21 protein-coding genes, 3 tRNA genes and 1 rRNA gene are annotated in these 24581 nt (G+C 34.5%); 18 read left to right on the forward strand and 7 right to left on the reverse strand.

From position 1 onward, the window contains the following. Positions 1-157: 157 nt before the first annotated feature. A complete protein-coding gene (locus tag QM911_RS08055; RefSeq protein WP_414313667.1) occupies positions 158-2821 on the reverse strand; it encodes a YhgE/Pip family protein in 2664 nt (887 codons plus the stop codon). A gap of 128 nt (positions 2822-2949) precedes the next feature. On the opposite strand from QM911_RS08055, the gene QM911_RS08060 reads away from it, so the two are divergent. Continuing rightward, positions 2950-3492 carry a TetR/AcrR family transcriptional regulator C-terminal domain-containing protein gene (locus QM911_RS08060; protein ID WP_414261039.1) on the forward strand — a complete coding sequence of 181 codons (543 nt, stop codon included), beginning with the start codon at positions 2950-2952 and terminating at the stop codon, positions 3490-3492. Between the two features lie 214 nt (positions 3493-3706). Here QM911_RS08060 and QM911_RS08065 read toward each other — a convergent pair. From QM911_RS08065 to rlmH, 6 genes are all read right to left on the reverse strand, one after another. Beyond that, positions 3707-3780 (reverse strand) — tRNA-Asn (locus tag QM911_RS08065). 120 nt (positions 3781-3900) lie between these two features. After that, positions 3901-4653 (reverse strand): competence system response regulator transcription factor ComE, encoded by a 753-nt coding sequence (gene comE, locus QM911_RS08070; RefSeq protein WP_049530388.1) that lies wholly within the window; start codon positions 4651-4653, stop codon positions 3901-3903. Beyond that, positions 4650-5969, reverse strand: a complete 1320-nt coding sequence (comD, locus tag QM911_RS08075) for a competence system sensor histidine kinase ComD (RefSeq protein WP_414313674.1) — start codon at positions 5967-5969, stop codon at positions 4650-4652. The genes comE and comD overlap by 4 nt, the downstream gene beginning before the upstream one ends. A gap of 30 nt (positions 5970-5999) precedes the next feature. After that, a complete protein-coding gene (locus QM911_RS08080; protein WP_414313668.1) occupies positions 6000-6125 on the reverse strand; it encodes a ComC/BlpC family leader-containing pheromone/bacteriocin in 126 nt (41 codons plus the stop codon). A gap of 165 nt (positions 6126-6290) precedes the next feature. Next, positions 6291-6364 (reverse strand) — tRNA-Arg (locus QM911_RS08085). Positions 6365-6407: 43 nt separating this feature from the next. After that, positions 6408-6887 (reverse strand): 23S rRNA (pseudouridine(1915)-N(3))-methyltransferase RlmH, encoded by a 480-nt coding sequence (gene rlmH, locus QM911_RS08090; RefSeq protein ID WP_414313669.1) that lies wholly within the window; start codon positions 6885-6887, stop codon positions 6408-6410. Positions 6888-7070: 183 nt separating this feature from the next. Between rlmH and QM911_RS08095 the strand changes: the two genes are divergently transcribed. From QM911_RS08095 to QM911_RS08175, 17 genes are all read left to right on the forward strand, one after another. Further along, entirely contained in the window at positions 7071-8255 is a 1185-nt protein-coding gene (locus QM911_RS08095) for a S1C family serine protease (RefSeq protein WP_414313670.1), read from the forward strand. Positions 8256-8311: 56 nt separating this feature from the next. Beyond that, positions 8312-9070 carry a ParB/RepB/Spo0J family partition protein gene (locus QM911_RS08100; RefSeq protein WP_049508355.1) on the forward strand — a complete coding sequence of 253 codons (759 nt, stop codon included), beginning with the start codon at positions 8312-8314 and terminating at the stop codon, positions 9068-9070. A 221-nt stretch (positions 9071-9291) separates the two neighbouring features. After that, the gene (dnaA, locus tag QM911_RS08105; RefSeq protein ID WP_414261035.1) at positions 9292-10647 is read left to right on the forward strand and encodes a chromosomal replication initiator protein DnaA; all 1356 of its coding nucleotides are present in this window, start codon (positions 9292-9294) and stop codon (positions 10645-10647) included. A gap of 157 nt (positions 10648-10804) precedes the next feature. Further along, positions 10805-11941, forward strand: coding sequence for a DNA polymerase III subunit beta (gene dnaN / locus QM911_RS08110; RefSeq protein ID WP_049508360.1), 1137 nt, complete (start codon positions 10805-10807; stop codon positions 11939-11941). Positions 11942-12007: 66 nt separating this feature from the next. Continuing rightward, the gene (locus QM911_RS08115) at positions 12008-12202 is read left to right on the forward strand and encodes a DUF951 domain-containing protein (protein ID WP_000285188.1); all 195 of its coding nucleotides are present in this window, start codon (positions 12008-12010) and stop codon (positions 12200-12202) included. Positions 12203-12287: 85 nt separating this feature from the next. Further along, positions 12288-13403 carry a redox-regulated ATPase YchF gene (gene ychF / locus QM911_RS08120; protein WP_045762398.1) on the forward strand — a complete coding sequence of 372 codons (1116 nt, stop codon included), beginning with the start codon at positions 12288-12290 and terminating at the stop codon, positions 13401-13403. A 72-nt stretch (positions 13404-13475) separates the two neighbouring features. Next, positions 13476-14045 carry an aminoacyl-tRNA hydrolase gene (pth, locus tag QM911_RS08125; protein WP_045613244.1) on the forward strand — a complete coding sequence of 190 codons (570 nt, stop codon included), beginning with the start codon at positions 13476-13478 and terminating at the stop codon, positions 14043-14045. After that, positions 14038-17541 (forward strand): transcription-repair coupling factor, encoded by a 3504-nt coding sequence (gene mfd / locus QM911_RS08130; RefSeq protein ID WP_414313671.1) that lies wholly within the window; start codon positions 14038-14040, stop codon positions 17539-17541. Before pth ends, mfd begins: the two co-directional genes overlap by 8 nt. A gap of 64 nt (positions 17542-17605) precedes the next feature. After that, complete coding sequence (locus QM911_RS08135; protein WP_001234970.1) at positions 17606-17872, forward strand: RNA-binding S4 domain-containing protein; 267 nt, start codon at positions 17606-17608, stop codon at positions 17870-17872. Beyond that, complete coding sequence (locus QM911_RS08140) at positions 17865-18233, forward strand: septum formation initiator family protein (RefSeq protein WP_000277028.1); 369 nt, start codon at positions 17865-17867, stop codon at positions 18231-18233. The genes QM911_RS08135 and QM911_RS08140 overlap by 8 nt, the downstream gene beginning before the upstream one ends. A 6-nt stretch (positions 18234-18239) precedes the next feature. Then, entirely contained in the window at positions 18240-18362 is a 123-nt protein-coding gene (locus tag QM911_RS08145) for an SP_0009 family protein (RefSeq protein ID WP_045762396.1), read from the forward strand. Further along, complete coding sequence (locus QM911_RS08150; RefSeq protein ID WP_414313672.1) at positions 18355-19623, forward strand: serine hydrolase; 1269 nt, start codon at positions 18355-18357, stop codon at positions 19621-19623. Before QM911_RS08145 ends, QM911_RS08150 begins: the two co-directional genes overlap by 8 nt. Next, positions 19620-20897 carry a tRNA lysidine(34) synthetase TilS gene (tilS, locus tag QM911_RS08155; RefSeq protein ID WP_414313673.1) on the forward strand — a complete coding sequence of 426 codons (1278 nt, stop codon included), beginning with the start codon at positions 19620-19622 and terminating at the stop codon, positions 20895-20897. Before QM911_RS08150 ends, tilS begins: the two co-directional genes overlap by 4 nt. Before the next feature lie 4 nt (positions 20898-20901). Then, positions 20902-21444 (forward strand): hypoxanthine phosphoribosyltransferase, encoded by a 543-nt coding sequence (gene hpt, locus QM911_RS08160; protein WP_301393796.1) that lies wholly within the window; start codon positions 20902-20904, stop codon positions 21442-21444. Positions 21445-21460: 16 nt separating this feature from the next. Then, entirely contained in the window at positions 21461-23419 is a 1959-nt protein-coding gene (gene ftsH / locus QM911_RS08165) for an ATP-dependent zinc metalloprotease FtsH (RefSeq protein WP_320692686.1), read from the forward strand. Between the two features lie 412 nt (positions 23420-23831). Next, a tRNA-Glu gene (locus tag QM911_RS08170) sits at positions 23832-23903 on the forward strand. A gap of 242 nt (positions 23904-24145) precedes the next feature. Further along, positions 24146-24581: ribosomal RNA gene (locus QM911_RS08175) — 16S ribosomal RNA — on the forward strand; the annotation flags it as partial.

The following is a 24581-nucleotide window of genomic DNA, read 5'->3' on the forward strand; positions in this document are numbered from 1 at the left end:
AAGCTCCTTGAAGCTATGACCTTGATTCCTAAGTGAATAGATCTGAACTTTATCCTCATAAGTTAATTTCATAATAAAATACCCCCAAAGTTAGATTTTTTCTGTCTAACTTTGGGGGTGCAGTTCAAAAACTATCGACCAAATCGGTCGATAGTTTTTAGTCTTCTTCAGCTTTTTTAGGTTGATAGGCTAGCATTCCTAAAGCAACAAAAATCATTACTGTAAAGATAAGGAAAATAATCTGACTATGAATATTGCCTGTCATAGAAATGGTTTGTCGTAAACCTGAAACTGAATAACTCATAGGTAACCATGGGTTAATAGTTTTAAAGAATTGATTCGTCAAAGCTAAAGGATAAGTTCCTGCACTTGATGCTAATTGAAGGAGTAATAAAATTAAGGAGAAGAAGGCGCCTAGGCGAGAATTCCATGTTGTCAATGCTGTTACCATCGCCATGAAAGCAAGACTGGTTAAAATAATCAAAGCAAAGGTCTTGAATTCGTGAACTGCAGTCAGTCCGATTAAATGTACCCCACCATAAACTAATAATCCTGCCAAACCAGCAATGATACCGTTAATTTCAAAGCGAGACTTAAACCAAGCCCAGCGACTCTCTGGGTGGCGTCCAGAAGGTAATTTAGCAAAAATCATATTAGTAGAAATAGCCGCAACAAAGAGAGCAACTGATATCATATATGGAGCCATGGCAATTCCATTAACTGCTACTTGATCCGTATCAGTTTTTGAAAGACTTAAAGGATCAGCCAGTAAGTCTGCATTTTTTGGTTCAGTTGAAGCCTTATTCAATTGTTTATCAGCCTCTGTCAAACCTTGATTTAATTGACTTGAACCATCACTTAATTTTCCAAGTCCTGATTGTAAAATTTCAGATCCTTGAGCAAGTTGATCTGCTCCACTAGCTATTTTTTCAGAACCATTAGCCAGTTGATTTGCTCCTGAAACTAGCTGGTCTGATTTATCAGCTAATTGTTGAGAACCCGCTTGTAATTGATTAATTCCAGCAGTTAAATCTGATGTTTTATTGTTTACTTGGTTGACACCTGATGCAAGTTTATCAATTCCTGTTGCTAATTCTGGCCCATTCGCTGCTAATTTAGCAGTAGCACCTGTCAATGTAGAAGATTTTTCTGTTAACTGATTAGAGCCTTGTAGCAACTTATTGAAACTTCCTGTCAAGTTCGAATTTTTCGAACTCAACTGACTTGCTCCTAAAGCTACTTGGTCTACAGATTTTGTATAGCTGTCAATACCAGATGCAAGAGTTTGACTAGCTGGCAATAACTGACCGTCAATTGCTGTTTGAACCTGTGTTAATCCACTTGACAAACTTGTCAATGTTGAAGAAGCAGTTGGTAATAATTGACTTGAGTGATTCTTTAATTGAGTTAAACTATTTGTTTGAGTGGTTACATTTTCTAAAGAAGATTGTAACGTTTGAACTGTAGTTAAAATTGTTCGTGCTGATTCACTAGTAGAAGATGATTGATTAGAAACCACAGAAGTTATCTCTGCCTGTTGGTCAGGAGTTAAGCTTTGATAAGCACTCGTAGATTGAATAGCTGATAAAGTAGTTTCTTTTTCAGATTGATTTGAAGTAATGATGCTTTGTGCTGAATTTGCAATCGTTGATAGACTACTAGAAAGCTGGTTTGTTACTTGTGTTATCTCTCCACTATCTGCTGTTTGAATATTTTGAATAGCTTGATTAAATTGCTCTAAACTAGTTGCTAATTGTTTAATCTGATCTTTTTGTTGGTTTGCACCATCTAATTGAGTAGAAAGTTCTTGAATACCTTGATTAAGTTGTGTTAATCCTGTACGTAGAGTCTCTGATTTTGTAGAAATCTGATTTGCACCTGATGATAGACTTTGAACTCCATTTGTATAAGTATCAATACCAAGTGAAAATTGATTTAATCCTGAATTTAGTTGAGAAACACCACCTGTATAGGCTTGTGTGCCTGCATCAAGTTGAGTCAATCCTGATACCAGTGCCGGTGTCTGTGAATTCAGTTGGTTTAATCCATTATCGATTTGTGAAATAGCGCTGGTATATTGATTTAAACCAGTATTAAAATTACCAAGACCAAGATTTAACTGATTTACACCAGCTGTATAGGTTCCTAATCCTGTAGATAATTGATCAGCACCATTAGAAAATGTGAGACTCGATTGAGCTAAGGTTTGAAGATTGGTTGATAAGGTTTGACTCCCATCAGAAAGCTGATTCGAACCATCAGCCAACTGTAAACTTGCATTTGCCGCTTGAGATAAACCAAGTTTTAAATCCCCCATCTTATCAAATAAAGCTTTGGTATAAGATTGAGTAACTTTAGTAGCCACAGTCTGTTTGATTTGTGTCATGGCAGAATCACTCATCTTGCTTGCAATAAAACTATGACCACTTGATGTCTGATAGTCAATCGTCATCTGTTCAGGATGATTTGTAAGGATAGAAGAAGCTTTCTCAGAAAGATTACTTGGCAACGTTACAACCATGTAATAATCTCCATCCCGCAGTCCTCTTTCTCCCTCACCTTCATCTACAAAATGAAAATCCAGACTATCACTATCTTTTAAATTAGACACCATGTCTTCACCAATAGTGAGTTTTTCATCATTATAAGTAGCAGCTTGATCCTTATTAACAATTGCTACAGGTAACTCCGAAAGTTTACCGTATGGATCCCACATTGATGATAAGAAAATGATATTGTAAAGAGCTGGAATTAAGGAAATTCCTATCATGACAATAATAAATGTCGGTTTTTTAAAGATTGCTTTCCATTCTTTAAACATATTGTCTCCTTTTTTAAACTACTTGTCTAAATTTTTGATATAATAGATTATACATAAAAAATTTAAAAAGACAAGATAAAAAATCTATTTTTAAACACATTGTCTAAAATTGTTCATCTGGAGAGAACATGCAAGAAAGTAATAAACGATTAAAAACCAAGCGCATTATCGAAAATGCCATGGTGGAATTATTGATGGAACAACCATTCGATCAGATTACAACTGTTAAATTAGCACAAAAAGCTGGAATTAGCCGCTCCAGTTTCTATACTCATTACAAAGATAAATACGATATGATTGAACATTACCAAAGTAAACTATTTCATACCTTCGAATATATCTTTCAAAAACATGCTAATCACAAACGAGATGCTATTCTAGAAGTATTTGAATACTTGGAATCAGAACCGCTTCTAGCAGCTCTTTTATCTGAAAATGGAACCAAGGAAATTCAAAATTTCCTGCGAAATAAGCTTCACATCCTACTGAGCACAGACCTTCAAAAACGTTTTATGCAACTCAAACTAAATGAAATAGAATTAGAATACAGTAGCGTCTACCTAACAAATGCTCTCTTTGGAGTCTGTCAAACCTGGATTGCCCATGGAAAAAAGGAAAGTCCACAAGAAATCACGGACTTTTTAATGAAAATGTTAGGAGATACAAATTAACAAAAAAGCTCTATAATTTCTGTAGTGGGTAAAACCACCATAGAAATGATGGAGCCTATTTTGTTGTTCTTATTAGGCGCTAAGGCAATACAATTTCCTTAGTTTTATTTTCGGACACAAATCATTATCTATCCGTATGTTAGGTATGCTTCCTCTCATTACATCGGACAAAGAATCAAAAAAAGGAACACCAAATAGTGTTCCTTTCATCTGACTCCGCCAGTAGGACTCGAACCTACGACATCATGATTAACAGTCATGCGCTACTACCAACTGAGCTATGGCGGATTAAATAGTCCGTACGGAATTCGAACCCGTGTTACCGCTATGAAAAGACGATTTCTTAACCAACGGACCCTCTACCTGTAGCAGATATAACCATTATATCAATTTATCAAAAATTGTCAATTACTTTTTTTGGTTTTTAGCCATTAGTTCTCTCAATTTTTTAGTTTTTAGACGAGAGATAGGACAACGATGATCTTCATAAAATACAACTTCCATTTTTTTACGATCAATTTCTCTCACATTACCGATATTGACTAAAAATGACTTGTGAGCTAGATAAAAACGTTGGGTTTCCTTATCTTTTTCTTGAATATCTGTCATTGTTCCATAGAATTCTTTGGCAAAATTCTTACCTACAATCCGTAATTTATGAGAAGTTCCAGTTGTCTCAATGTAGAGAATATCATGATAAGGAATACAAAGATCATTTCCTTTATAACTATAATCAAAATAATCAACGACTGATTGGTTTTCAAGTAAAGTAGTCTTAGTGTAAAGCACACAGTCGGCAACTCTATTTTTAAAAACTTGATCACTGGTTTCTTTATCAATGAAATCCAATGCTGAAACTTTGTATTTATAAGTCAAAGTAGCAAATTCAGATCGACTTGTAATAAAAACAATAATAGCATAAGGATTGCGATGGCGAATAAATTGAGCAACCTCAAATCCTTTTCTCTCAATCCCATTGATATCAATATCTAGAAAATAAAGCTGATTGACTTCATCATGCTCTACATATTCCATAAACTCTCTCACTTTTCCTGTTGTTTTATAGGAGATAGGAATATTTGTTTCCTTAGAAATTTTATTCAGAGTTGTTTCCAACCTTACTTGGTGTTCTATAATATCTTCTAAAATCAATACTTTCATATCAGTTCCCTCTTAAATCTAATTACTTGTTTAAATACATCATTATCAATTTCTGTTTCTAAAATAACATTGTCATATTTTCCTAAAATTTCTTTAACATTATTAAGTCCAAGTCCTCTATGTCTTCCTTTAGTTGAAAATCCTAATTCAAATAAATCTTCAGATTTTACCTTTCTTTTTTTACAAGAGTTTTGGATAACAACTAGGGTTTCAAGATCCAACTTGATGATAGCTACCTCTAGTTGTTTCTGATAGCTTTCAACTGCTCCCTCAACGGCATTATTGAGCAGAACACTCATCACGCGCACCAAATCTAATAATTCCATGGACAAAGGTGTGATGATATCTTTTACCTCTAATGTATACTCTACATCATTAGTTTTCGCATTGACAATAGACTGAGCAATCAGACTTCGAAGCGCTGAGTCCTCAATATTGTTCAAATCGAAATAGGTATACTTATCTGAACGTAATTTTTGATTCGCCTTTACAAGAACTTCACTGTAAACTCTGTCAATTTCTTGTAAATCTTTACTTTCGATCGCCATTCTTAAGCTGACAAGCATGCCTGTATAATCATGACGAAAACCACGAATCTCATTATATAAAGTAACAATCTCATCCGTGTAAGTTTGTAAATGTTTTTGCTCAAACTTCTTTTGTTCCAACTCAATCTCTTTTTCTATCTGAACTTTGTGAGAATTCATAGAGAAAAAGATCAAAAGTAGACAAACAAAAACAATTGAAGATAAAATACTTCCAAAACTGTTTAAATTAGGAAAAGTACTCACAATATCTGAAATAAATAAGAGGATATGTAAGGTGAAGAAAGCAACTAGCACATTTTTTAAAAATGGATAGAGGTAGTCTTTATCAAAATAGGTCATTTCCAAGTGGAAATAAGTAATAATTTTTTTGATTGCAAAATAAGTTAATGATAGAACTACAAAAAAGAAGAGTTCTTCATGCTGTAGTGCTAACTGATCTCCTGTTATAGATGATAAAGTTACAGATATAAATGTATGGCTACTATTATATAGTAATGACAGTAGTATACCAATAAATACTGCTTGATACTTATCGTATTTTTTAAAACTTTTTAGATAAGCGTAGAGAAAAATAGGAAATAAAAATTTTTCAAATCCTAATCCAGATAAGGAAATAAAATCAAAGCAAAATTCAGCTAAAAGTTGGAATAAAAATAGATAAATTCCAAACCAATATCTTTCTTTTCTTGCTATCTTACAAATTACTCCATAACTAATTGTTAGAATATAGATGTGAAGAAAAATTGTTCCTAATATAACTAAATTCATCATAGCTCCCTATCTTACCACTATTTTATATTATTTTGAAAATAAATTTTTTATAATACGAGGTAATCTTATATCCCCACCTCTGATTTCCTGCAGTTCTTTTTCGTTCAATTCTTGGAAATCTTCCATTTGAGCAAAATCTGTATTCTTTTTCATAATATAAACTCCTATAATGTTTTTCTTGTAAATTAACTTACAAAAATATTATATAAAATCTACGATTCCTATAGAGAATTATTTCTCAAATGCTCAAATTTTATTCTGAAATGTCAAATTTTTACAAAAAAAGCTGGGATTTTTTCCCAGCTTACGATTTAACACTGATCCCAGCAGGATTCGAACCTGCGACCGTTCGCTTAGAAGGCGAATGCTCTATCCAGCTGAGCTATGAGACCTTACTAATCTATCTTATCAAAAAAAGCTAGCTTAGTCAATCATCTATTTATGATAGGGAGAGCCCTGTTGAATCGAAAACGCTCTATAAATTTGTTCTACTAAGACTAATCTCATTAGTTGATGGGGAAGCGTCAATCTCCCAAAACTAACAGAGAGATTGGCTCTTTTTTTCACCTCTGGAGATAGTCCTAAACTCCCACCAATGATAAAAGTAATTGTCGAAAATCCATTGATAGAAGCCCTTTCAAGCTGCTTACTGAACTCTTCAGAAGAAAAAGTTGTTCCTTCAATAGCTAAAACAACTACAAAATCACGTTCCCCTACTTTAGCAAGAATGCGGTTCCCTTCCAACTCCAAAATCTTTTGATTTTCAGATTCGCTGGCCCGATCTGGTATTTTTTCATCAGCCAACTCAATCATTTCTAGATTAGCAAATCGTGAAATTCTCTTGGAGTATTCTGCTATGCCATCTTTGAGATATTTTTCTTTCAGTTTTCCAACTGTTACCACTTTAATTTTCATTCTTCTATTCTAACATATTCACACTCAATTTCACATCTTATTCACAGATAAGATTTTGAAAAACTTCAATAAATTCACAGGTTTTTGGAAGTTATCCACAAGTTGTGAAAAACTTTTTGTTTTTAAGCTTGAATTAAGCTAGCTATTTTATACTTTCATTGATAAAAAAACATGGAGGCTTCTATGAAAAACTTACAAACTAGTTCCAAAAAATGGGGACAACTTTTAGTAGTCATTCTCATTAGCTTTTTTAGTGGTGTTTTAGGTACTTTTACCACATTGCAACTCAGTCAAAAACAAAATAGTGGTACGACAACTACAACGACTGTCAGCAAAACAGCTGTAAAAAATGAAAACTCAACTACTCAAGCAGTTGATAAAGTTAAAGATGCTGTTGTATCTGTCATTACTTACTCATCAAACTCTCAAAATAGTTTACTCGGATCTGATGAAACTGATACAGATACCAATTCTGAACAAGTATACAGCGAAGGTTCTGGTGTCATTTATAAAAAGGAAGGGGATACTGCTTACCTTGTAACCAATACTCACGTTATTAATGGTGCTAAAAAAGTTGATATTCGTTTAGCAGATGGCACAAAAGTCCCTGGTGAAATTGTGGGTTCTGATACTTATTCAGATATTGCCGTTGTAAAAATTGCTGCAGATAAGGTCACAACAGTTGCCGAATTTGGTGATTCTAGTCAACTAACAGTTGGAGAAACAGCTATTGCAATCGGAAGTCCTCTAGGTTCTGAATATGCCAATACTGTGACACAGGGGATTGTATCAAGTTTAAATAGAAATGTATCTCTAAAATCTGAAGACGGACAAGCTATCTCAACCAATGCTATCCAAACAGATACAGCTATTAACCCTGGGAACTCAGGTGGTCCTTTGATTAATATCCAAGGCCAAGTTATCGGTATTACATCAAGTAAGATTGCCTCTAATGGTGGAACATCTGTCGAAGGTCTTGGTTTTGCCATTCCTGCAAACGATGTAATCAATATTATTAAGCAGTTGGAAAAAGATGGAAAAGTAACTCGACCTGCTCTTGGAATCCACATGGTTAACTTATCAAATCTTAGTACAACTGATCTTCAAAAACTAAAACTTCCTGGAAATGTTACTTCTGGTGTAGCTGTTCGTTCTGTTCAAAAAAATATGCCTGCCAATGGACATCTGCAACAATATGACGTCATTACAAAAATAGATGATAAAGCTATTTCTTCCACTACTGAATTACAAAGTGCTCTATATAGTCATTCTATTGGAGACAGTATGACTGTTACTTACTACCGTGATGGTAAGGAAGAAACAACAACTATTAAATTAGATAAAAGTACTAGTGATTTAGATAAGTAGTTTACAGATATGTAAAGTTGCTTTACAGAATATCTAAGTTGTGTTAATGTAGAATTATGGAAGAATTTAAAATTGTTCAAATAAAAGATATTCAAAAAAATCCCTATCAACCTCGTAAGGAATTTTCAGAAGAAAAAATTCAAGAACTGGCACAATCTATTAAGGAAAACGGCTTGATTCAGCCTATTATCGTTAGAAAATCTCCAGTACTTGGATATGAAATTCTAGCTGGAGAAAGACGGTATCGTGCTTCAATAGCTGCTGGACTTTCAGAAGTTCCAGTCATTGTTAAGCAACTTTCTGATCAAGATATGATGCTTCATTCTATCATTGAGAATCTCCAACGAGAAAATTTAAATCCTATCGAGGAAGCTAAAGCATATCAATCCTTAATTGATAAAGGTTTTACCCACACAGAAATTGCTGAAAAAATGGGGAAATCTCGACCTTATATTACAAACCTAGTTCGATTGTTAGGATTACCTAAACATATCCTGACAGAAGTCGAAAGTGGTAGACTTTCTCAAGCTCATGCTAGACTCCTCATTCAATTATCAAGTGATAAACAAGATAAACTCTTGAATCGTATTCAAACTGAAAATCTCTCTGTTCGCCAAGTTGAACAAATACTACAAAAAACGAAGAAGAGCAGCAAAAAAGAAAAAGACCACTTTGTCAAAGACGAAGAGCAAAAATTGAAAAAAATACTCGGATTAGATGTTCAGATTAAGCTACAAAAAAAAGATAGTGGTAAAATTTCAATTTCCTTCCATAACCAAGATGAATACCAACAATTTATTAACAGCCTGAAATAAGGCTGTTATTTTAGTATTCTTAACGAACATAGTTATCCACTGCATTTTAGTTTTTAAAAGCCCAGTATTTCAGAATTTTTCTTAGTTATCCACATTTTGTGGATAACATTTAAAAACATTGTTAATTGTTTTCCACAACTTGTGGAAAAATAATCTTATCTATGGTAAAATGATTCTATCAATAAACCTTTTAAATTCTATAGTAAAGGAGGAGAAAATCATTGAAGGAAAAACAATTTTGGAATCGTCTTTTAGAACTTGCACATGATAAATTAACTCAGTCAGTTTATGATTTCTATATTTTAGACGCAAAACTGGTTAAAGTTGAAGAAAATACTGCAACGATTTTCTTACCCCGCGATGAAATGCAGATATTCTGGGAACGAAATATCAATGGGATGCTTTTAGCAGCAGGTTTTGAAATCTATGATACTGAAATAAAAGCTCATTATATCTTCACGAAAGTTGAAGAAGCTAGCTCACAAGTAGCTTTCGAGTCTGAACCTGGCAACGATTATCAACCAATTCCATCCACTATTCCATATTCTGAAACTGGACTCAAGGAAAAGTATACTTTCGATAATTTTGTTCAAGGGGATGGTAATGTTTGGGCTAAGTCTGCTGCTTTGGCTGTTTCTGAAGATCCAGGATTAACTTACAATCCTCTATTTATCTACGGAGGTCCTGGACTTGGAAAAACTCACCTATTAAATGCCCTTGGGAATGAAATTCTGAAAAAAAGTCCAAATGCGCGTGTAAAATACATACCTGCTGAAAGCTTCATTAATGAATTCCTAGAGCATTTGAGACTCAATGATATGGAAAAATTCAAGAAAACTTACCGTAGTTTAGACCTCCTACTCATTGATGATATTCAATCACTTAGTGGAAAGAAGGTACAAACTCAGGAAGAGTTTTTCAATACATTTAACGCCCTTCACAATAATAATAAACAAATTGTTTTGACAAGCGATCGTAGACCTGAACATTTGGAAAGCCTACCTGAACGTCTGGTCACGCGCTTCTCGTGGGGATTAACGACAGATATCACACCACCTGATTTTGAAACACGTATTGCTATTTTACAAAGTAAGACTGAACAGCTCAATTATCATTTTCAGAATGATACACTCGAATATTTGGCTGGACAATTTGACTCTAACGTGCGAGAACTCGAGGGGGCACTAAACGACATCAGCCTAATGGCCAAAGTCAAAAAGATTAATGATATCACAGTTGATATCGCCGCTGAAGCTATTCGTGCTCGTAAACAAGACGTTAGCAAAATGATCGTGATTCCAATTGATAAAATCCAGACAGAAGTTGGAAACTTCTATGGTGTTAGTGTCAAGGAAATGAAAGGAACTAGACGTGTTCAAAATATCGTTTTAGCCCGTCAAGTTGCCATGTATCTAGCCAGAGAAATGACTGATAATAGCCTTCCTAAGATTGGAAAAGAGTTTGGTGGTAAAGACCATACAACAGTCATTCACGCTCATGGAAAAATCAAATCCATGCTTGAAACAGATGATAATTTACGTATAGAAATTGAAAACATCAAAAAGAAAATTAAATAACTTGTGGATAACTTTTTAAAAAATCTCTTATTTATCCACATCTTTTAAACAAGGCTCTGTCCTTGAGTTTTCTTGATTACAAGTGTTTTTCCACAGATTTCACACGCTCTATTATTACTATTATCCTTCTAATAATAAAAAGAATAAAGGAGAATCCATGATTCATTTTTCAATTAATAAAAACTTATTTTTACAAGCCTTAAATACAACAAAGAGAGCTATTAGCTCAAAGAATGCAATTCCTATTTTATCGACTGTAAAAATTGATGTTACCAATGAAGGAATTACCTTGATTGGATCAAATGGTCAAATCTCAATCGAAAATTTTATCTCGCAAAAAAATGAAAATGCAGGTCTCTTGATTAACTCTTTAGGTTCAGTTCTACTGGAAGCCTCTTTCTTTATCAATGTTGTTTCAAGTCTTCCAGATGTAACACTTGATTTTAAAGAGATTGAACAAAAGCAAATTGTCTTAACAAGTGGTAAATCAGAAATTACCCTAAAGGGAAAGGATAGCGAGCAGTATCCACGTATCCAAGAAATTTCTGCAAGTAATCCTCTAGTTCTTGAAACAAAACTTCTTAAAAAGATTATCAATGAAACTGCTTTTGCAGCTAGCACCCAAGAAAGTCGTCCTATTTTGACAGGTGTCCACTTTGTTTTAAGCAACCACAAAGAATTAAAAACAGTTGCAACAGACTCTCACCGTCTCAGTCAGAAGAAATTGACTCTTGAAAAAAATAGTGATGATTTTGATGTTGTCATCCCGAGTCGCTCTCTACGCGAATTTTCAGCTGTTTTTACGGATGATATCGAAACAGTGGAGATTTTCTTCGCCAATAATCAAATTCTCTTTAGAAGTGAAAATATTAGCTTCTACACACGTCTCTTAGAAGGAAATTATCCAGATACCGATCGATTGATTCCAACAGATTTCAATACAACAGTGACTTTTGATGTTGCTAAACTACGCCAGTCTATGGAACGTGCTCGCCTATTATCAAGTGCGACACAAAATGGTACTGTTAAATTAGAAATCAAAGAAGGAGTTGTAAGTGCCCATGTTCATTCTCCAGAAGTAGGGAAAGTAAACGAAGAAATTGATACTGAAAATGTAAGTGGTGCTGATTTGACAATTAGTTTCAACCCAACTTATTTGATTGAAGCACTAAAAGCTTTGAATAGCGAAAAAGTTACAATCAGCTTTATTTCAGCAGTTCGTCCATTTACTCTGGTTCCAGCTGATACAGATGAAGATTTCATGCAGCTCATCACACCAGTTCGTACAAATTAATGGAAAGAGGTTGAGCCTAGCTCGCCTCTTTTATGATATAATCGAAAAAGAAAAAGGAGACTAACTATGTATCAAGTTGGAAATTTTGTTGAAATGAAAAAACCTCATGCTTGTACGATTAAGTCAACAGGCAAAAAGGCAAATCGCTGGGAAATTACCCGTGTTGGAGCAGATATCAAAATAAAATGTAGCAATTGTGATCATGTGGTCATGATGAGTCGCTATGATTTTGAAAGAAAAATGAACAAAATCATCGACTAGGAACCCCATAGTAAGAGGGTTAGCAAGTTTTCCCTTTTTGTGTTATAATATTGAAGATTGAAATGTGAACGGAGAATGAGAAATTATGGCTTTAACAGCAGGTATTGTAGGTTTACCAAACGTTGGTAAATCAACCCTATTTAATGCAATTACAAAAGCAGGAGCAGAGGCTGCAAACTATCCTTTTGCGACCATTGATCCAAACGTTGGAATGGTAGAAGTTCCAGATGAACGCCTCCAAAAATTGACGGAAATGATTACTCCTAAAAAGACAGTTCCAACAACCTTTGAGTTTACAGATATTGCAGGTATTGTAAAAGGAGCATCAAGAGGAGAAGGTCTTGGGAATAAATTCTTGGCCAACATCCGTGAAGTTGATGCGATTGTTCATGTGGTTCGTGCCTTTGATGATGAAAATGTCATGCGTGAACAAGGTCGTGAAGATGCCTTTGTGGATCCGCTAGCAGATATTGATACCATTAACCTAGAGTTGATTCTTGCTGATTTAGAATCAGTCAATAAACGCTATGCGCGTGTAGAAAAAATGGCACGTACGCAAAAAGATAAGGAATCAGTTGCAGAATTTAATGTTCTTCAAAAGATTAAACCTGTTCTTGAAGATGGAAAATCAGCTCGTACCATTGAATTCACAGATGAAGAACAAAAAGTTGTTAAAGGACTCTTCCTTTTGACCACGAAACCAGTTCTTTATGTAGCTAACGTTGATGAGGATGTCGTTGGAGATCCAGAATCTATCGATTATGTGAAACAAATTCGTGAATTCGCAGCAACAGAAAATGCAGAGGTAGTAGTCATTTCTGCGCGTGCTGAAGAAGAAATTTCTGAGTTAGACGATGAAGATAAAAAAGAGTTTCTTGAAGCCATTGGTTTGACAGAATCAGGTGTGGATAAGTTGACTCGTGCAGCATATCATTTGTTAGGACTTGGAACTTACTTCACAGCCGGTGAAAAAGAAGTTCGTGCTTGGACCTTTAAACGTGGTATGAAAGCTCCTCAAGCAGCTGGTATCATCCACTCTGACTTCGAAAAAGGTTTTATTCGTGCAGTGACCATGTCTTATGATGATTTGGTAAAATACGGCTCTGAAAAGGCTGTAAAAGAAGCAGGACGTTTGCGTGAAGAAGGAAAAGAATATGTCGTGCAAGATGGCGATATTATGGAATTCCGCTTTAACGTTTAATCAATATTTAAAATAATGTCAATTAGGTTGGAAAAAAATTCCAACCCTTTTGACTTTTGAAAGGAAATTTAAATGACAAAATTACTTGTAGGATTGGGAAATCCAGGAGATAAATATTTTGAAACTAAACATAATGTTGGCTTTATGCTGATTGACCAACTAGCAAAAAAACAGAATGTTACCTTTACACACGATAAGATATTTCAAGCTGAACTAGCTTCATTTTTCCTTAATGGGGAAAAAATTTATCTGGTAAAACCGACGACTTTTATGAATGAAAGTGGAAAAGCTGTTCATGCATTGTTAACCTACTATGGTTTAGATATTGAAGATTTACTGATTATTTACGATGATCTTGACATGGAAGTCGGAAAAATTCGTCTTCGTGCTAAAGGATCAGCTGGTGGTCATAATGGAATTAAGTCGATTATTCAACATATCGGTACACAGGTTTTCAATCGTGTAAAGATTGGCATTGGAAGACCTAAAAAAGGAATGTCAGTAGTTCATCATGTTTTGAGTAAGTTTGATCAAGAAGATTATATTGGTATTTTACAGTCAATTGACAAGGTTGACGATGCTGTAAACTATTATTTACAAGAAAAAAACTTTGAAAAGACGATGCAGAAATATAATGGGTAAGGAAATGGCATTAATCGATTTCTTTTTAGAGAATAAACAAATTCTATCTTGGCATAAGAACTTACCACAGCAACAAAGACAATTATTACTAGGACTTTCTGGATCAGCAAAATCGTTAGCGATTGCTAGTAGTCTGAAGAGTCAGGATAAGGTTTTAGTGATGACCTCGACATATGGAGAGGCTGAGCGTATGATTAATGATCTAATCTCCATATTAGGTTCGGATCTGGTTTATCCATTTCTAGTAGATGATTCACCAATGGTTGAATTTTTGGTATCATCTCAGGAAAAGATTTTTTCTCGGGTTGAAGCTTTACGTTTTCTAAGAGATAAATCTCAAAAAGGAATATTAGTTTGTAACATGGCAGCTAGCCGCATATTTTTGCCTGAACCTAAGATTTTCGATGATAGTGTTTTAAAACTGCAAGTCGGACAAGAGTGTGAACAAAGAGAGTTAAAAAATCAGCTAACTGCACTTGGTTATAAGAAAGTTACACAAGTTCAGAGTCAAGGAGAATTTAGTCTTCGTGGAGATATTCTAGATATATTTGAAACTTCACAAATATGTCCTTATAGGATTGAATTTTTCGGTGATGAGATTGATGGCATTAGAGAATTTGATACTGAAACTCAATTATCAAAAGATAGTCAAACTCAAGTACTAATCTATCCAGCTAGTGATATTTTGTTAACGAATGAAGATTATCATCGTGGTCAGAAATTTTTAGAACATGAGATTGATAAGGCACTTTCTCCAACTTTAAAGTCTTACCTAGAAGAAGTTTTTAGTTGTACGAAAGAGCAAGTTCTTCATGCAGATATTCGCAAGTTTTTGTCTGTATTTTATAAAAAACAGTGGACCTTGATAGACTATTTGAATCAAGTTCCTGTTATATTTGATGATTTTCAAAAAATCATGAACCAGTACGATGCTTTTGATAAGGAAACAGCTAGCTATTTTACAGATGATTTACATAATAGTAAATCAGTGTCAAATTTACAATATTTTGCTGATGTAGAAAGTCAGTTTAAAAAATATGTACCAACGACTTTCTTTTCAAATTTTCAAAAAGGGCTTGGAAATTTGAAATTTATTAAACTGTACCAGTTCAATCAATATCCTATGCAAGAGTTCTTTAATCAGTTTTCTTTTCTGAAAGAAGAAATTGAACGTTACAAAAAATTAAAGTATACGATTGTTCTTCAATCAAGTAGCAAAACTGAACTAAAGAAACTGTCAACGATTCTTGATGAATACGATATTAAAGTTGATAATAGTAATGAAAGTAAAATCTGTAAAGGAACTGTCAATCTTGTTGAAGGAAATCTGCGACATGGATTTCACTTTGTAGATGAAAATCTTGTATTTATCACTGAATATGAAATTTTTAAAAAGAAGATTAAACGCAAGTATCGAAGACAAAATATCAGTAACGCTGAACGATTAAAGGATTATAATGAACTCCAAAAAGGAGACTATGTTGTTCATCAAATCCATGGTATTGGTCAATATTTAGGGATTGAAACGATTGAAATCAAAGGAATTCATCGAGACTATGTAAGTGTCCTATATCAAAATGGTGATCGAATTTCTATCCCTGTGGAGCAGATACAGACTCTTTCTAAGTATGTTTCTAGTGATGGTAAGGCTCCAAAGTTAAACAAATTAAACGATGGACGTTTTAAAAAAGCGAAGCAAAAAGTAAAGAGTCAAGTTGAAGATATTGCAGATGATTTAATTAAGTTATATGCAGAGAGAAGTCAACTTAAAGGTTTTGCATTTTCAAAAGATGATGAAGACCAAAACGCTTTTGACGAAGCTTTCCCATATGTAGAGACTGAGGACCAACTTCGAAGTATCGAAGAAATAAAAAAAGATATGCAGGCTCCTCAACCGATGGACCGACTATTAGTTGGAGATGTTGGTTTTGGTAAGACAGAAGTTGCTATGCGAGCTGCATTTAAGGCTGTCAATGATCATAAACAGGTTGTCGTTTTAGTGCCAACAACCGTTCTTGCTCAGCAACATTACAGTAATTTTAAGGAAAGATTTGAACAATTTGCTGTCAACGTAGATGTTTTGAGTCGTTTCAGAAGTAAAAAAGAACAGACTGAAACACTTGAGAAATTAAAAAAAGGTCAAGTAGACATCTTGATAGGGACCCATAGAGTCTTATCTAAAGATGTTGAGTTTGCTGATTTGGGGTTGATGATTATTGATGAAGAGCAACGTTTTGGTGTTAAGCATAAGGAAGCTTTGAAGGAATTAAAAAAGAAGGTTGATGTCTTAACCTTGACAGCTACACCAATTCCTCGAACTCTTCATATGTCTATGCTAGGTATCCGAGATTTATCAGTCATCGAAACTCCTCCAACCAATCGATATCCTGTACAAACCTATGTCCTTGAACAGAATGATCGTGTCATTCGTGATGCTGTATTGAGAGAAATGGATCGTGGTGGTCAAGTTTACTATCTTTACAACAAAGTTGACACTATTGAAAAGAAGGTTTCAGAGTTACAAGAATTGATTCCAGAAGCTTCTATTGGATTTGTCCATGGTCAAATGAGTGAAATTCGCTTAGAAAATACACTTCTTGATTTCATTGAAGGACAATATGATATTTTAGTGACTACAACAATCATTGAAACTGGTGTAGACATTCCAAATGCTAATACCTTGTTTATAGAAAATGCAGATCATATGGGCTTGTCAACCTTGTATCAATTAAGAGGTCGTGTTGGTCGTAGTAATCGAATTGCTTATGCCTATCTCATGTATCGTCCAGATAAAACTTTGACAGAAGTTTCTGAGAAGAGATTAGAAGCTATCAAAGGTTTTACTGAACTGGGTTCTGGTTTCAAAATTGCTATGCGTGATTTATCCATTCGTGGAGCTGGAAATCTTTTAGGAAGCTCTCAGTCTGGATTTATCGATTCTGTTGGTTTTGAGTTGTACTCTCAGTTGTTAGAAGAAGCAATAGCTAAGAAAAATGGAACTGACAAAAAACGTGAAAAAGGAAATGCTGAGTTACTACTACAAATCGATGCCTATCTCCCAGATGATTATATATCGGATGAAAGACATAAAATTGAAATTTACAAGAGAATTCGTCAGATTGACAATCGTGTCAACTATGAAGAATTACAAGATGAGTTGATCGATCGTTTTGGAGAATATCCAGATGTGGTTGCTTATCTTTTAGAAATTGGATTAGCTAAAGCATATCTTGATAAAGTATTTGTTAATCGAGTTGAAAGAAAAAATAATAAACTTATCGTTCAATTTGAAAAAATTTCGCAACAATTATTTTTAACACAAGATTATTTCCAGGCTCTTTCTCAGACAAGTTTAAAGGCAAATATTTCAGAAAATCAAGATTTAATCGAAGTTGTTTTTGATATTCGTAATAAAAAGGATTATGAGATTTTAGAAGGTCTTTTAACTTTTGGAGAATCATTAGCAAACATAAAAGATTCAAAAGAGTCACATTAGGAGTTATCTTTTTTCTTCTATAAAATGTAGAAAAATGGTACAATAATAATTTGAGGTAATAAAAATGAGATTAGATAAATATTTAAAAGTATCAAGAATTATTAAGCGTCGTACAGTGGCTAAAGAAGTTGCAGATAAGGGACGCATCAAGGTAAATGGTATTCTTGCTAAGAGTTCTACAGATTTAAAAATTAATGACCAAGTTGAAATTCGTTTTGGAAATAAATTGTTGCTCGTAAAAGTGTTAGAAATGAAAGATAGCACTAAAAAAGAAGATGCTGCAGGTATGTATGAAATTATCAGCGAAACAAGGGTAGAAAACGATGTATAAAAAAATTGTACAAATGAATAATTCTTTTATTCAAAATGAACACCAACGTCGTAAATACTTGATGGAAGAACGACAAAGACGAAATCGGTTTATGGGCTGGGTTTTGATTTTGATTATGTTGTTGTTCATCCTACCAACCTATAATTTGACTCAAAGTTATCAGCAACTACTCGAACGTCGCCAACAGTTAGCCGATCTGAAAAAACAGTATCAAGAATTGAGCGATGAAAAAGATAAAGAATCAAATCTTGCAACCAAATTAAAGGACGAAACATACGCAGCCAAGTATTTGCGTGCAAAATATTACTATTCAAAATCATGGGAGGAAGTTTATACTATTCCGGACTTACTTCCTAGGTAATGTAAAATGGAAAATTTATTAGATATTGTAGAAAAGTTTTTAAGTCAATCAGATGAAAAATTAGAAGAGTTAGCTCAAAAAAATCATCTGTTACGGCTACAAGAAGAAGAGGAAAAAAAGAATGCGTAAATTTTTAGTGATATTACTACTTCCTATTTTTTTAAAAAGTGTCCAAGTAGTAAGCACTGAGAATCCAGTTATCATTCCAAACCAAGAAGTTTATTCCTTAACCCACGCTTCGTATCATTTTTACTATCAAGATGTTATAGAATCTCCAAAATTTTATGGTGAAACGTCTGTTTATTCTACAGAAGATTTGATTAAAGAATCAGGAAAAGTCAATGTAGATACAAAATTATCTGTTTTAGAATGGAGATTAAATAAACAAGGACAGCCTGTCTTTAAATTGTCAAATAATCAATTTGTGATGGCTGATAAACGACTTTTATACGATAGTTCAATTGTCAACGATTTTTCTAAACGAGTATGGTTAGAACCAGGATTTGTCGTTTATAATAGTCCTTATGATCAACAAGAATTAAAGTCTACTTTAGCAGCTTATCAAGAGGTTGAAGCAGATATGTCTATTTTTGCTGGTGGTCATGAATTTTTACATATCAAACAAATTGGTTGGGTTTCGACGGATTATATTTCCAATGATGATAATCGTATCCAGAAAGTACAAGAGTTGTTATCTGCGAATTATCAAAATGAACAATTTTCTATTTATGTTAAACAATTGAGCACGGGTAAGGAAGCTGGAATTAATGAAGATCAAAAAATGTACGCTGCTAGTGTTATGAAATTGCCTTATCTTTATTATGTTCAAGAAAAAATCAATCAAGGTGATTATCAACTTGACACGAAATTGAAGTATGTTTCTGAAGTTAATGATTTCTCTGGATCATACAAACCAGAAGGAAGCGGAAGCCTCCCTAAAACAGCGGACAATAAAGACTACACTCTCAAAGATTTAATTACAAAGACAGCGAAAGAATCTGACAATGTAGCTCATAATATTCTTGCTTATTATATTACGAATAAATCAGATGAAGCCTTTAAAAAAGAAATGGCTACTATCGCAGGTGAAGAGTGGGATGTGACAGATAAGTTGGCTTCAGCTAGAATGGCTGGTCAAGTTATGGAATCTATTTACAATCAAAATGGTTTTGTTTTAGAATCGCTATCGCAAACAGCTTTTGATAATCAGAGGATTGCTAAGAATATTTCTGCTAAGGTAGCCCATAAAATTGGGGATGCAGATGAATTTAAACACGATGTAGGAATAGTCTATACAGATTCTCCTTTCATTATTTCAATCTTTACCAAAAATTCTGATTATGATACCATTTCTAAAATTGCTAAGGATGTCTATGAGGTCCTAAAATGAGAGAACAAGATTTTTTAAATCATTTTCTAGAAAAAGGTTATTTTAAAGATCATTCACGAGTTGTACTAGCCTTGTCTGGTGGATTGGATTCGATGTTTCTCTTTCACCTCCTATCAACCTATCAAGAAGAACTCGGGATTGAATTATTTTTAGCTCATGTAAACCATAAACAACGACTAGAATCGGATAATGAAGAATATGAATTAAGAAAACTAGCTGAACAAGTTGGAGTTTCAATTTACGTAGCTCATTTTACTGGAGATTTTTCAGAAGCAAATGCTCGTCAATTTCGCTATGATTTTTTTAGAGAAGTAATGGAGAAAACGTCCTCTACAGCTCTTGTAACAGCTCATCATGCAGATGATCAGGCTGAAACGATTTTTATGCGAATGATTAGGGGTGTTAGATTACAACATTTATCAGCTATAAAAGAGAGACAAGAGTTTGATAAGAGAGAATTAATTCGTCCTTTGCTGTCTTTTTATAAGAGGGTTTTTCCTGAAGTTGAGCATTTTGAAGATAGGACGAATAAAGAAAATCATTATTTTCGCAATCGAGTTCGTAATATTTACTTACCCCAACTGGAAAAAGAAAATTTTCAAGTGAAAAAAGCAATTCTTGAGTTTGGAAAAGAAGTATCTGACTATCAAATTGCTCTGACTGAATTATCTCAAACAGTCAATGTGGAAGACTTAACTCAGTTTTTATCTTTTAGTGAAGCAACGCAACGAGTTTTACTACAACAATACCTTAGTCGTTTTGCTGATTTAAATGTAACAAGAGAACAATTTCAAGAAATTCATCATATTTTAAAAACTAAGAGTCAATATCGCCATTGTATAAAAAATGGTTATGAACTTGTAAAAGAATACCAGCACTTTCGAATTGGTAAAATCAGACCAAAGTCTGATGAAAAAAGTAGTGAGTGTGTGTTAAACTATCAAAATCAAGTTCATTATGAAGGTTATTTATTTTCATTTGGAATACCTCTAAAAGGGGAAAATGTTCAAAAGATGAATGTTTCTCGTGAAACATCGTTGATTTTACGGCATCGACAGCCTGGTGATTATTTGATAAAAAACGGTCATCGTAAAAAACTAAGACGACTTTTTATTGATTTAAAAATTCCTAAAGAAAAACGAGAAAAAGCTATTATCATTGAGCAATTTGGAAAAATTTGTTCAGTTTTAGGAATTGAAATCAGTGATTTGAGTAAAAAAATGAAAAATGATATAATGAACACTGTACTTTATATAGAAAAAATAGATAGGTAAAATCATGTTAGAAAAAGATATCAAGAAAATTTTAATTTCACAAGATGAAATTACAGAAGCAGCTAAAAAATTGGGTGCTCAGTTGACAAAAGATTATGAGGGTAAAAATCCGATTTTAGTTGGAATTTTAAAAGGTTCTATTCCTTTTATGGCAGAATTGGTGAAATATATTGATACACATCTTGAAATGGACTTTATGATGGTCTCTAGCTATCATGGTGGGACTGTAAGTAGTGGTGTCATTAATATTAAACAAGACGTAACTCAAGATATTAAAGGTCGACATGTTGTCTTTGTAGAAGATATCATTGATACTGGTCAAACCTTGAAGAGTTTGAGAGAAATGTTTACTGCAAGAGAAGCAGCTTCTGTTAAGATTGTCACCATGCTTGATAAACCAGAAGGTCGTACAGTAGAAATCGAAGCAGATTATACATGTTTTACAATTCCAAATGAATTTGTTGTAGGCTACGGTTTAGACTATAATGAAAACTATCGTAACCTTCCTTATGTAGGTGTATTGAAAGAGGAAGTTTACTCAAAATAGAAGGGTAAGTGTTTGAATGCAAAAACAAAATAATGGTTTCATAAAAAATCCATTTCTTTATTTGTTGATGATTTTCTTGCTAGTGACAGGATTCCAGTACTTTTTTGCTGGCAGATCTGCTGGTCATAGTCAACAAATTAAGTACTCAGAATTGGTTCAGGAAATCACTAACGACAATGTAAAAGAAATGACATACCAACCAAGTGGTAGTGTTATTGAAGTGTATGGTGTCTACAAAACTGCTAAGACAGAGAAACAGGAAACGGGAATTCAATTTTTTACACCCTCTGCTACAAAAGTAGAGAAATTTACAAGTATTGTCCTCCCATCAGATACAACTGTAGCGGATTTGCAAAAGCTAGCAAGTGAACATCAAACACAAATTGAAGTGAAACACGAAAGCTCAAGTGGTATGTGGATTAACATCCTGGTTTCAGTAGTACCATTTGCTATCTTATTCTTCTTCCTCTTCTCTATGATGGGAAATATGGGCGGAAATAGCGGACGTAATCCAATGAGTTTTGGACGTAGTAAAGCTAAGGCTGCTAATAAAGAAGATATCAAAGTTCGCTTCTCAGATGTTGCAGGCGCAGAGGAAGAAAAACAAGAACTTGTTGAAGTTGTTGAATTCTTAAAAGATCCAAAACGATTTACAAAATTGGGTGCCCGGATTCCAGCTGGAGTTCTTTTAGAAGGACCTCCGGGAACTGGTAAAACATTACTTGCCAAAGCAGTCGCAGGAGAAGCTGGTGTACCATTCTTTAGTATTTCAGGTTCTGACTTTGTAGAAATGTTCGTCGGTGTCGGTGCGAGCCGTGTACGTTCTCTCTTTGAGGATGCAAAAAAAGCAGCACCAGCTATTATCTTCATTGATGAAATTGATGCCGTTGGTCGACAACGTGGTGTCGGTTTAGGTGGAGGTAATGATGAACGAGAACAAACCTTAAACCAACTCTTGATTGAAATGGATGGTTTTGAAGGAAATGAAGGAATTATTGTTATTGCGGCAACAAACCGTTCAGATGTTCTTGATCCAGCTCTACTTCGTCCAGGCCGTTTTGATAGAAAAGTATTAGTTGGTCGTCCAGATGTTAAGGGACGCGAAGCAATTTTGAAAGTCCATGCTAGAAATAAACCTTTAGCTGAAGATGTAGATTTAAAATTGGTAGCACAACAAACTCCAGGTTTTGTTGGTGCCGATTTGGAAAATGTATTGAACGAAGCAGCTTTGGTTGCAGCTCGTCGTAATAAATCAGTGATTGATGCTTCTGATATTGATGAAGCTGAAGATCGTGTTATCGCTGGACCATCTAAGAAAGATAAGACAGTTTCACAAAAAGAACGTGAATTGGTTGCCTACCATGAGGCAGGACATACTATTGTCGGTCTAGTATTGTCAAATGCCCGTGTTGTTCATAAAGTTACCATAGTACCACGTGGACGTGCAGGCGGATATATGATTGCACTTCCTAAGGAAGACCAAATGCTTCTATCTAAAGAAGATATGAAAGAACAATTAGCTGGCTTAATGGGTGGACGTGTAGCTGAAGAGATTATCTTTAACGTCCAAACAACTGGAGCATCCAATGACTTCGAACAAGCTACTCAGATGGCGCGTGCAATGGTTACAGAGTATGGTATGAGTGAAAAACTTGGTCCAGTACAATATGAAGGAAATCATGCCATGTTTGGTGCACAAAGCCCTCAAAAATCAATTTCAGAACAAACAGCTTATGAAATTGACGAAGAAGTTCGTTCATTGTTGAATGAAGCACGAAACAAAGCTGCTGAAATTATCCAGTCAAATCGTGAAACTCACAAGCTAATTGCAGAAGCATTATTGAAATACGAAACATTGGATAGTACACAAATTAAATCTCTATACGAAACAGGAAAGATGCCTGAAACAGTAGAAGAGGAATCACATGCACTATCTTATGACGAAGTAAAATCAAAAATGAGTGAAGAAAATTAATTATCTTAAATACTATAAACAGAGGAGGCACAAGTTTTCTCTGTTTTTTTAAAAAATTGAGGGAAATCTAATTTAAATCAAAGATTTTTATATAATAGAAAACAAAATACAAGTTCACCTATGTTAATGCTCCCTTAGAGAAAATGATTCAAATTTTCTGAAAATAAGAATGCAAGAGTTACTTGAGTAATATGAAGAAATGTTTTTAAAAAATGATATGTGCTTCATAAAAAACAATTATTGTAAGAAAAAAATTAACCGAAACTCTGGGCAGACGAACGATTTAAAGGCCGCAAAGCCCTTCTCAGAGAGCTGAAGGAAACATTACAAGACTTCTAAAAAAAAATTAAAAAAAGGTGTTGACAAAGCAAAAAAAGTCGGTATAATAGTAAGAGTTGAAAATAACAACTCCGGTCCGTTGGTCAAGGGGTTAAGACACCGCCTTTTCACGGCGGTAACACGGGTTCGAATCCCGTACGGACTATGGTATGTTACAGATGAAACACTGGATGAAAAAAATTAAAAAAAGTTTCAAAAAAGTGTTGACAAGCGAAAGCGGCTGTGATATACTAATATAGTTGTCACTTGAGAGAAGCGAGTGACAAAGACCTTTGAAAACTGAACAAGACGAACCAATGTGCAGGGCACTACAACTAAGGTTGTAGTACTGAACAATGAAAAAAACAATAAATCTGTCAGTGACAGAAATGAGTGAGAACTCAAACTTTTAATGAGAGTTTGATCCTGGCTCAGGACGAACGCTGGCGGCGTGCCTAATACATGCAAGTAGAACGCTGAAGGAGGAGCTTACTTCTCCGGATGAGTTGCGAACGGGTGAGTAACGCGTAGGTAACCTGCCTGGTAGCGGGGGATAACTATTGGAAACGATAGCTAATACCGCATAACAGTAGATATTGCATGATATCTGCTTGAAAGGTGCAATTGCATCACTACCAGATGGACCTGCGTTGTATTAGCTAGTTGGTGAGGTAACGGCTCACCAAGGCGACGATACATAGCCGACCTGAGAGGGTGATCGGCCACACTGGGACTGAGACACGGCCCAGACTCCTACGGGAGGCAGCAGTAGGGAATCTTCGGCAATGGACGGAAGTCTGACCGAGCAACGCCGCGTGAGTGAAGAAGGTTTTCGGATCGTAAA

The organism is Streptococcus infantis (assembly GCF_047460825.1).
Taxonomy (GTDB): Bacteria; Bacillota; Bacilli; order Lactobacillales; family Streptococcaceae; genus Streptococcus; species Streptococcus infantis_V.